This window comes from Streptomyces boluensis (genome assembly GCF_009908195.1).
Taxonomy (GTDB): Bacteria; Actinomycetota; Actinomycetes; order Streptomycetales; family Streptomycetaceae; genus Streptomyces; species Streptomyces boluensis.
Genome location: NZ_JAAAHS010000325.1, coordinates 1 through 8909, shown reverse-complemented (window position 1 = coordinate 8909; position 8909 = coordinate 1). Strand labels below are relative to the sequence as shown.

At 72.1% G+C, this 8909-nt stretch carries 9 protein-coding genes and 1 pseudogene; 5 read left to right on the top strand and 5 right to left on the bottom strand.

Annotated features, from left to right (window positions below; translation table 11 throughout):
• Positions 1-645 (top strand): annotated as a pseudogene (locus GUY60_RS29375) (TerD family protein); the annotation flags it as partial.
• Positions 646-664: 19 nt separating this feature from the next.
• On the opposite strand, the gene GUY60_RS29370 reads toward GUY60_RS29375, so the two are convergent.
• Positions 665-1915: a glycosyltransferase gene (locus GUY60_RS29370; protein WP_161703227.1), complete on the bottom strand. Its 1251-nt coding sequence runs from the start codon at positions 1913-1915 to the stop codon at positions 665-667.
• A gap of 58 nt (positions 1916-1973) precedes the next feature.
• Between GUY60_RS29370 and GUY60_RS29365 the strand changes: the two genes are divergently transcribed.
• From GUY60_RS29365 to GUY60_RS29350, 4 genes are all read left to right on the top strand, one after another.
• Positions 1974-2759 (top strand): glutamate racemase, encoded by a 786-nt coding sequence (locus GUY60_RS29365; RefSeq protein ID WP_161703225.1) that lies wholly within the window; start codon positions 1974-1976, stop codon positions 2757-2759.
• Positions 2760-2834: 75 nt separating this feature from the next.
• A complete protein-coding gene (locus GUY60_RS29360; RefSeq protein ID WP_161703223.1) occupies positions 2835-3395 on the top strand; it encodes a hypothetical protein in 561 nt (186 codons plus the stop codon).
• A gap of 103 nt (positions 3396-3498) precedes the next feature.
• A complete protein-coding gene (gene lnt, locus GUY60_RS29355; protein WP_161703222.1) occupies positions 3499-5109 on the top strand; it encodes an apolipoprotein N-acyltransferase in 1611 nt (536 codons plus the stop codon).
• Positions 5110-5153: 44 nt separating this feature from the next.
• On the top strand, positions 5154-5633 hold the full coding sequence (locus GUY60_RS29350; protein WP_161703220.1) for an NUDIX hydrolase: 480 nt from the start codon (positions 5154-5156) through the stop codon (positions 5631-5633).
• Between the two features lie 54 nt (positions 5634-5687).
• On the opposite strand, the gene GUY60_RS29345 is transcribed toward GUY60_RS29350, so the two are convergent.
• The 4 genes from GUY60_RS29345 to GUY60_RS29330 form a co-directional block, all read right to left on the bottom strand.
• On the bottom strand, positions 5688-6395 hold the full coding sequence (locus GUY60_RS29345; protein ID WP_161703218.1) for a cation efflux transmembrane domain-containing protein: 708 nt from the start codon (positions 6393-6395) through the stop codon (positions 5688-5690).
• Entirely contained in the window at positions 6395-6766 is a 372-nt protein-coding gene (locus GUY60_RS29340) for an ArsR/SmtB family transcription factor (RefSeq protein ID WP_161703216.1), read from the bottom strand. Before GUY60_RS29340 ends, GUY60_RS29345 begins: the two co-directional genes overlap by 1 nt.
• A 105-nt stretch (positions 6767-6871) precedes the next feature.
• Complete coding sequence (locus GUY60_RS29335; RefSeq protein WP_161703214.1) at positions 6872-7639, bottom strand: HpcH/HpaI aldolase family protein; 768 nt, start codon at positions 7637-7639, stop codon at positions 6872-6874.
• A 1-nt stretch (position 7640) separates the two neighbouring features.
• Positions 7641-8891: a type III PLP-dependent enzyme gene (locus GUY60_RS29330; RefSeq protein ID WP_161703212.1), complete on the bottom strand. Its 1251-nt coding sequence runs from the start codon at positions 8889-8891 to the stop codon at positions 7641-7643.
• Between the last annotated feature and the right edge of the window lie 18 nt (positions 8892-8909).

Sequence of the window (8909 nt, the reverse complement as noted above, 5' to 3'; positions counted from 1 at the left end):
GCGCCGATCAGCCTCAGCAAGGTGACGCTCACCAAGGAGGCGCCCGCCGTCTCCCTGACGAAGCAGGGCGGCACCTCGGGCGCGATGCGCGTGAACCTCAACTGGCAGATGCGCAAGCAGTCCGGGGGAGGCTGGGCCGCCAAGCTCAGCCGGGCCGTAGCCGCACCCACCGGCCTCGACCTGGACCTGGGCGCCCTCTACGAACTCAACGACGGCGGCAAGGGCGTCGTCCAGGCGGTCGGCAACAGCTTCGGCGCCCTCCACCAGGCGCCGTTCATCCACCTCGACGCCGACGACCGCACCGGGGCGCGCAGCAGCGGCGAGAACCTCACCATCAACCTCGATCACGCCCAGGCGTTCAAGCGCATCCTGATCTTCGTCACCATTTACGAGGGCGCGCGCAGCTTCGCCGACCTCAACGCGACGGTCACCCTCAGCCCGCAGCACGGCGCCCCCGTCGACTTCCACCTCGACGAGTGCACGGTGCCCTCCACGGTGTGCGCGCTCGCCCTCCTCACCCAGGAAGGCCCGGACCTCGTCGTCCGCAGGGAGGCGCGCTACCTGGTGCCCGAGCACGGCGTCAGCATGCAGCGCACCCTTGATTACGCGTACGGCTGGGGCATGAACTGGTCACCGGGCCGCAAGCAGCCGTACCCGAAAACCGTCACTGGTCGGGCGCCGCCTCGGCGCGGTCCGGCCGCTTGTAGGTGCGGCCTTTCCACGCCGCGCCCCTGCCCCTGTAGTGCTGGACCGCGGAGTCCACCGTCATCAGCAGATAGAGGAGCGCCGTCCCGGGCAGCAGCGGGGCGAGCCACAGTGTCTGCCGGTAGTAGCGGAGCATCGGCAGATACGTCGCCGTCATGATCAGCCAGGCGGCGCCTCCGGCCGTGGCGGTGACCGGCTCCTTCAGGGCGAGGCCCGCCACCAGGGTGACGGGCGGCGCCAGATAGATCACCGCGATCCCGGCCACCGTGCCGAGCAACAGGAGCGGATTGTGCCGCAGTTGCGCGTACGCGCTGCGCGACACCATCTGCCAGAGGTCGGCAAGGCGCGGGTAGGGGCGCACGCTGTCGACGCGGTCGGCGAGCCCGAGCCAGATACGGCCGCCGCCGCGCTTCACGGCGCTTGCGAGGGCCACGTCGTCGATCACCGCGTGCCGGATCGTGTCGGGCACCCCGGCCCGCTCCGCGGCCTCCGTGCGCAGCAGCACACAGCCGCCCGCCGCGGCGGCGGTCCGGGTACGCGCACCGGCCACCCAGCGGAACGGATACAGCTGCGCGAAGAAGTACACGAACGCCGGCACGATCAGCTGCTCCCACACGCTCGCCACCCGCAGCCGCGCCATCTGCGAGACCAGGTCGTAGCCCCCGGTACGCGCGGCCGCCACCAACTCCCGCAGGCTGTCCGGCTCATGGGCGATGTCCGCGTCGGTCAGGAGCAGGTACTCCGGGGCCTGCGGGTACGTGTCCCGGTCGTACTCGCGGGCGGCCGCACGCGCGCGTGGATCCGTTTTCCGGTCCGCGGCCGCACGCGCGTAGGCGATGCCGTGCCGTACCGCCCACAGCTTTCCGGTCCAGCCAGTCGGCGGTTCGCCCGGCGAGACCACCGTCAGCGGCAGCCCTCTGTGCCGGTCGGCGAGGGCGCGCGCCAGGCGTCCGGTGCCGTCGGAACTGCCGTCGTCGACGAAGACGATCTCGGCGCGGCCCGGATAGTCCTGGGCGAGCAGCGACGGCAGGCTCCGGCGCAGCACCGAGGCCTCGTCCCTGGCGGGCACGACGATGCACACGAAGGGCCAGTCGGCGGGCTCACGACGCGGCGGCAGCCGCAGATCCGTACGCCAGAACAGCCCCTGCCCGAGCAGCAGCCAGAGCCAGGCGGCCAGTGACAGCACGGCGATCCACGCGAGGGCGCTCATCCCCGGGAGTCTGCCCCACGGGGCAAGGCCCGCGAGGCCGATCGACTATGGTGACCGGGTGAAGATCGCGCTTGTCGACTCCGGATTCGGACTGCTCCCGGCCGCCGCGGCGGTACGCCGACTGAGGCCCGACGCCGACCTTGTCATCTCCTCCGACCCCGACGGGCTGCCCTGGGGTCCGCGTACGCCCGAGGACATCGCGCAGCGCGCCCTCGCGGCCGCCGAGGCCGCCGCGAAGTTCGAGCCCGACGCGCTGATCGTCGCCTGCAACACCGCGTCCGTGCACGGACTTCCGACGCTCCGGGCGCACCTCGAACCGCACGTTCCGGTGATCGGCACCGTACCCGCGATCAAGCCCGCCGCCGCCGGTGGCGGACCCGTCGCGATCTGGGCGACCCCCGCCACCACGGGCAGCCCCTACCAGCGCGACCTCATCCGGGACTTCGCGAACGGCGTCGAGGTCACCGAAGTGCCCTGCCCGGGTCTCGCCGACGCGGTGCAGGAGGCCGACGAGGACGCCATCGACCGCGCCATCGCCGCTGCCGCCGCGCACACACCGACCGATGTAAGGGCCGTCGTCCTGGGGTGCACCCATTACGAGCTGGTCGCGGAGCGTATCCGCAGCGCCCTTCAGCAGCCCGAACTGCCACCGCTCGTCCTGCACGCCAGCGCCGGTGCGGTCGCCGCCCAGGCGCTGCGCCGCCTCGACGTCCCCACCCAGGCGGACGCCGAGCCGACCGGGTCGCTCACCGTGCTGCTCAGCGGCCGTGAATCGGCGCTGCCGAGCGCCGCACTCACCTATGCCGAGGGTCGACTGCTCGGACAGTTGAGCACCACGCGTTGACCAGCGCTTCGAGGGCGTTCCGTCACGCTCCGCGCTCTCCTGCCTGCGGAGCGGAACCCGAGTAGCCTGGCCGATATGAGGCACCACCCGCACACGGAGCGGGGCGGCAACGGCCCCCCGCCGGAAGTCTGGACCGGGCGCGCGACCAACCGGATGCAGTGGCTGCTCGCGCTGGTGGGTGCCGCGTGCATCGCCCTCGGCATCCAGCTCGCCGTCGGCTCCAACTGGACCTCTGGGCTCGGCCCGCTGGTCATGGCGGTCGTCGGCTGCGTCGGTGCCGGGCTCCTGATCCTGTTCGGCACGCTCGCGTTCGTGCACGTCGCGGTGCGTGTGGACGACGAGTACCTGGAAGTGCGGTGCGGGCACCTGGGCCTGCCGCGCCGCCGCATCCTCCTGAGCAATATCGTCGGCGCCGAGTTCGCCCCCCAGGTCAGCCCGCGGCAGTGGGGCGGCTGGGGCTACCGCTGGCGCCCGGAGAAGGGCACGGCCGTGATCGTGCGGCGCGGTGAGGGCCTGGTCCTCGACCTCGGCGACGGGCACCTGTTCACCGTCACCGTGGACGACGCGGAGTCCGCCGTACGCGCCATCAGGGACCGGCTGAGCATGCGTTCCGCCGGATCGGCCGCCGGGTTCTGAGCGACGGGCCACCGGATTCCGGCAGACACCCGGCACGCGCGCGTGGTGCCCCGGCGGCCGGTACGGAGCGGGCCGTGGCGGGCGCCTCGACCACCTTGAGGTCATGACAGGTCGGCGCCGTAGACTCCGCGAGGTGACAGCCACCACCACGACCTCGACCGACGGGCCGGCACCGCAGAGTGCGGAGCAGGCCCCCGCCAGGCGCGACAAGCTGCTGCGGAACCTCGCCTCGGCGGTCGCCGCGCTGGTCTCGGGACTGCTGCTTTACGTCAGCTTCCCGCCGCGTGAACAGTGGTGGCTCGCGCCGGTCGCCTTCGCGCTCCTCGGCCTCGCCGTGCACGGGCGACGGGCCCGCGCCGGGTTCGGTCTCGGGCTCCTCATGGGGCTCGGTTTCCTGGTCCCGCTGCTCTCCTGGACGGGCGTCGACGTCGGTCCGCTGCCCTGGCTCGCGCTCGCCGTCACCGAAGCGGTGTTCCTGGCCCTGGGCGCGGCCGGTATCGCCTTGGTGACGCGGTTGCCCGCCTGGCCGCTGTGGGCCGCTGGTGTGTGGATGGTGGACGAGGCGCTGCGCGCCCGCTTCCCGTTCGGCGGCTTCCCCTGGGGCAAGGTCGCCTTCGGCCAGCCCAGCGGCGTCTTCCTGCCCCTGGCGTCGATCGGCGGCACTCCGCTGCTCGGGTTCGCGGTCGTGCTGTGCGGGTTCGCGCTCGCCGCACTCGTACTCCGGCTCGTCGCGGTGCGCGGGATACGGGACCGTGGCGTCGTCGCCGCGGCCGCGCTGACGGTGGCGCCGGTGATCGCCGGTGCGGCCGCCATGCCGCTGCTGTCCAACGACGCGGAGAACGGCACCACGCGCGTGGCCGTCATTCAGGGCAACGTGCCGCGTATGGGTCTCGATTTCAACGCTCAGCGGCGGGCGGTGCTCGACTTCCACGTCCGCGAGACGATGAAGCTCGCCGACGACCCGGTCAAGCCCGACCTCGTCGTATGGCCGGAGAACTCCTCCGACATCGACCCCTATGTGAACCCGGACGCGTACGCCGAGATCGACAAGACCGCCAAGGCCGTCGGCGCACCCATCTCCGTGGGCGCCGTCGTCACCGCGAAGGACGGCACCGCGCGGAACCGGCAGATCCTGTGGGACCCCAAGAGCGGGCCCGGCGCCTTCTACGACAAGCGGCAGCTCCAGCCCTTCGGCGAGTACATGCCGTACCGCGGCTTCTTCCGGATCTTCAGCTCCGACGTGGACCGCGCGGGCAGCTTCGTACCGGGCACCGAGCCGGTGGTGTTCGACATGGCCGGTACCGGGATCGGCCCGGTGACCTGCTACGAAGCCGCCTTCGACGGGGTGGTGCGGGACCAGGTCGAGGCCGGGGCCGAGATCCTCTCCGTACCCAGCAACAACGCCACCTTCGGGCGCAGTCAGATGACGTACCAGCAGCTCGCCATGGACCGGGTGCGGGCCGTCGAGCACGGGCGCGCGGTGCTCGTTCCGGTGACCAGCGGGGTCAGTGCGGTGATCCGCCCGGACGGTTCCATCGCCCAGGACACCGGCCTCTTCGAGCCCGCCACCCTGGTCGCGGACGTGCCCAAGCGGACCTCGCTCACCTTGGCCACGCGGCTGGGCGCCTGGCCGGAGGCGCTGCTCGTCGCGGTGGGCGTCGGCGGCCTGGGCTTCGCGCTGGTACGCGGCCGTCGGGCGCGCCGCGAGACCTGACGGTACGGCGGGGCTTGTCAGTCGTGCCGGTTAGGGTCGAAGGCATGGCAACTCCTGACTTCCTCCGCGAACTGCGAGCCACCGCCGGACAGCAGCTGCTGTTCCTGCCGGGCGTCACCGCGATCGTCTTCGACGACAAGGGCAGAGTGCTGCTCGGCCGCCGCACGGACACGGGCGAGTGGGCGGTCATCGGGGGCATCCCGGATCCAGGTGAGCAGCCCGCGGAGTGCGCGGTCCGCGAGGTGCACGAGGAGACGGCCGTACGGTGCGAGGTCGAGCGGATCGTCCTCGTGCAGACGCGGGAGCCGATCCAGTACCCCAACGGCGACATCTGCCAGTTCATGGACATCACGCTGCGCTGCCGGGCGTTGACTACTGAGTGCTATGTGAACGACGACGAGTCGCTTGAGGTGGCCTGGTTCGAGCCTGACTCCCTGCCGCCCCTTGATGAGTTCGGCATTCATCGGATCAAGCTGGCCATGGGGGATGGGCCGACGTGGTTCGAGGGGATGCCGCAGGGGTGAGACCGCCTTGCGCGCGCCCTGCGGGTCCGGTCACTTGCGCGGGGCGCGTACCGGTCAGGCGCAGCAGTCGCAGGAGTGCGCCTCGGCGGCGGAGGTGGTGCCGGTCGCCGGTGCGGTCGTGGCCGGGGGTGGCGCGCAGCAGCCCTTGCCCTGCCAGGCGTCGCGGCCTTCCTTCAGGGCGATCGCGGCGATGGCGAGGGCGGCGATCGGGTCGGCCCAGGACCAGCCGAGGGTGGCGTTGAGGACCAGGCCGGCCAGGAGCACCGCCGAGAGGTACGTGCACAGCAGGGTCTGCTTGGAGTCGGCGACGGCGGACGCGGAGCCGAGTTCGCGGCCCGTGCGGCGCTGTGCGGCCGACAGGAACGGCATCACGGCCAGCGACAGGGCGGCGATCACGATCCCGAGGACCGATCGCTCGGCCTCCCCTGTGCCGGTGAGTGCGCGTACGGCGTCGACCGTGACGTACGCGGCCAGTGCGAAGAACGACGCGGCGATGATCCGGAGCGTGGTCCGCTCCCGGGCCTCCCGCACCGCGTGCTCGCGGGCGGAGAACTGCCAGGCCACCGCCGCCGCGGAAGAGACCTCGATGACCGAGTCGAGGCCGAAGCCGATCAGCGCGGTGGACGAGGCGAGGCTGCCGGCGGTGAGGGCGACGGCCGCCTCGATGGCGTTGTACGTGATGGTGGCGGCGACGAGGAGTCGTATCCGGCGGGCGAGGGCGTCGCGGCGGGCCGGGCTTGGGCCGAGGGAGATCGCGGCCATCAGCAGCACTCCTTCTCGTCCGCGTCCACGCAGGTCCGGTCCGTCTCGACGGCGACCACGGCGGTGCGCAGGTCGTCCAGGGCGTGCCCGAGGCGTTCGTCGGCCAGCTCGTAGCGGGTGCGGCGGCCGTCCGGGACCGTGACGACCAGGCCGCAATCGCGCAGACAGGCAAGGTGGTTGGAGAGCCGCGTGCGGGAGATGCCGAACGCTTCGGCGAGGTCGGACGGGTACGCGGGCGCCTCGCGCAGGGCGAGCAGCAGGCGGCAGCGGATCGGGTCGGCGAGCGCACGGCCGAAGCGGGCCAGCACTTCGATGTTGGAGATGTCAGAGATGTCAGAGATGTCAGAGACGTCGGAGGCTGCGGTCGGCATGGCCTCACGATACACATCTTCGTGAATTCAGGAAATGCTGAACATCGGGCACCGGGTATCGGGCGGCCAGGGTCCCGCTTGAGGCGTGAGGGGCGCCCGCACTCGCTACGCCGACCGATGCGCCGCCAAGTGGTCGCGGAAGGCGCGTGCGGCCAGGTCGCGTTCCTCGCCGGTCACGAAGGCCCGTACGCCCTCGGCCCGCCACTCCGCACGCCGCGCGGGGCTGCGGGCCATCGCGCAGTACGGCACGCCGTGTTCGGCGCAGGAGGCGCGGAGCGTGTTCACCGCGTCGCGGACCAGTGGGTGGGTCAACTGCCAGGGCACGCCGTAGGACTGCGACAGGTCGGCCGGGCCCGGCAGCACCAGGTCGACGCCGCCGCCGGCGAGGATCTCGTCGATCGCCTCGACGCCTTCCCGGTCCTCGATCAGCGCGATCACCGAGATCTCGGCGTTGGCCCGCTGCGTGTACTCGACCGGCGGGATCGCGCCGAAGCCGGGGCCCCGCCCGCCCCCGAGCGAGCGCATGCCCTCGGGGGCGTAGCGGGCGGCGCGGATAGCGCGGTCGATGTCCGAGCGGCCGCGCACATGCGGGACCACGACGCCCATCGCGCCCGCGTCCAGCACCCGCAGGATCGCGCCCGGATCGTCCTCGGGTACGCGGACGAAGGCGGTGAGGCCGACCGCCTCGGCGGCCCGGATCAGGTTCTCCAGGGTCTGCGGGTCGACGAGCGCGTGCTCGGTGTCGAGGATCGCGAAGTCGTACCCGGCGCAGCCGATCATCTCGACGACCGACGGCTCGGGGATGGAGCAGAACAGCCCGTCGACCTCCTCGCCCGCGGCGAGCTTCGCCTTGACGGCGTTGGGGCGCAGCATGTCAGTCCCGCCTCCCGTCCGAAGGCTCCGAACCCTCAAGAGTTTCAAGGGGGTTGAGGTAGTGGAAGCCCGGCCTCGGGTGCATCAGGAAGTCGTGGTGCGAGATGTTCCAGGCGTACGCACCGGCGACGGAGAACGCCGCCCGGTCGCCCGCGCGCAGCCCCGCCGCCGGGACCTTCCGGGCGAGGACGTCCTTGGGTGTGCAGAGCTGGCCGGTGAGGGTGACGCGGTCCTGGCGGGCCGTCGAGCGCGGCCAGGGGTGTGGCCAGTCGTCCACCGGAAGGATGGAGCAGGGCTGGTCGTGGCCCTTGGTCGCGGGCGTGCGCAGGTGGTGGGTGCCGCCGCGGACCACCGCGAACTCCTCGCCCTGGCTGTGCTTCACGTCCAGGACCTCGGTGGCGTACCAGCCGCAGTACGCGGTGAGGGCGCGTCCCGGTTCGATACGGAGCGTCAACTCGGGGTGGGCGTCAGCGAGTTCACCAAGCCCCTTGCCGTACGCGGCCCAGTCGAAGCGGCGGTCCGGCTCGGCGTAGTCCACGGTCATGCCGCCGCCGACGTTCACCTCGGAGAAGTGGACGTTGTGCCGGTCGGCCAGGCCGGTCGCCCAGCGCACGACGGACTCGGCGACCGCGAGTTGCTCGTCCGCCTCCAGGCCGCTGGCGAGGTGGGCGTGGACGCCGCGCAGTGTCAAGTGCGGGAAGGTGCCGTCGGTGAGCAGCGCCACGGTGTCGTCGGCCTCGGAGGGGTCGAGGCCGAACGGGGTCGGGCGGCCGCCCATCGCCAGGGAGCTGTTCTCCAGGAGGGTGCCGGGCAGCGGCAGGTTGAAGCGGAGCAGTACGTCGATGCGGATGTCCGGGGCCGTTCGTGCGGCCAACTCGGCCAGCATGCGCAGCTCGTAGGCGCTCTCCACGTGGAAGCGGCGCACGCCGAGCTCAAGCGCGGTCGTGATCTCCACAGGGGTCTTGCCGGGGCCGCCGAAGGCGAGCGGGTGGCCGGGGACCGCCTCGTGCACGTGGGCCAGCTCGCCCCCGGAGGACACCTCGCAGCCGTTCACGTACGGGGCGAGGGCGGTGAGGATCTCGCGGTCCGGGTTGGCCTTGGCCGCGTAGTACAGCTCGACGCGTTCCGGCAGGGCGGCCCGCACCTCGGCGGCGTGCTCGCGCAGGGCCGCCAAGTCGTAGACGTAGGCGGGGAGTTCGGCGGACGGCAGGGAGAGGACGCGGTCGCGCACGGACGGGGTGGGGAGGGTCATCGGGCGTTCCAGGGGGTG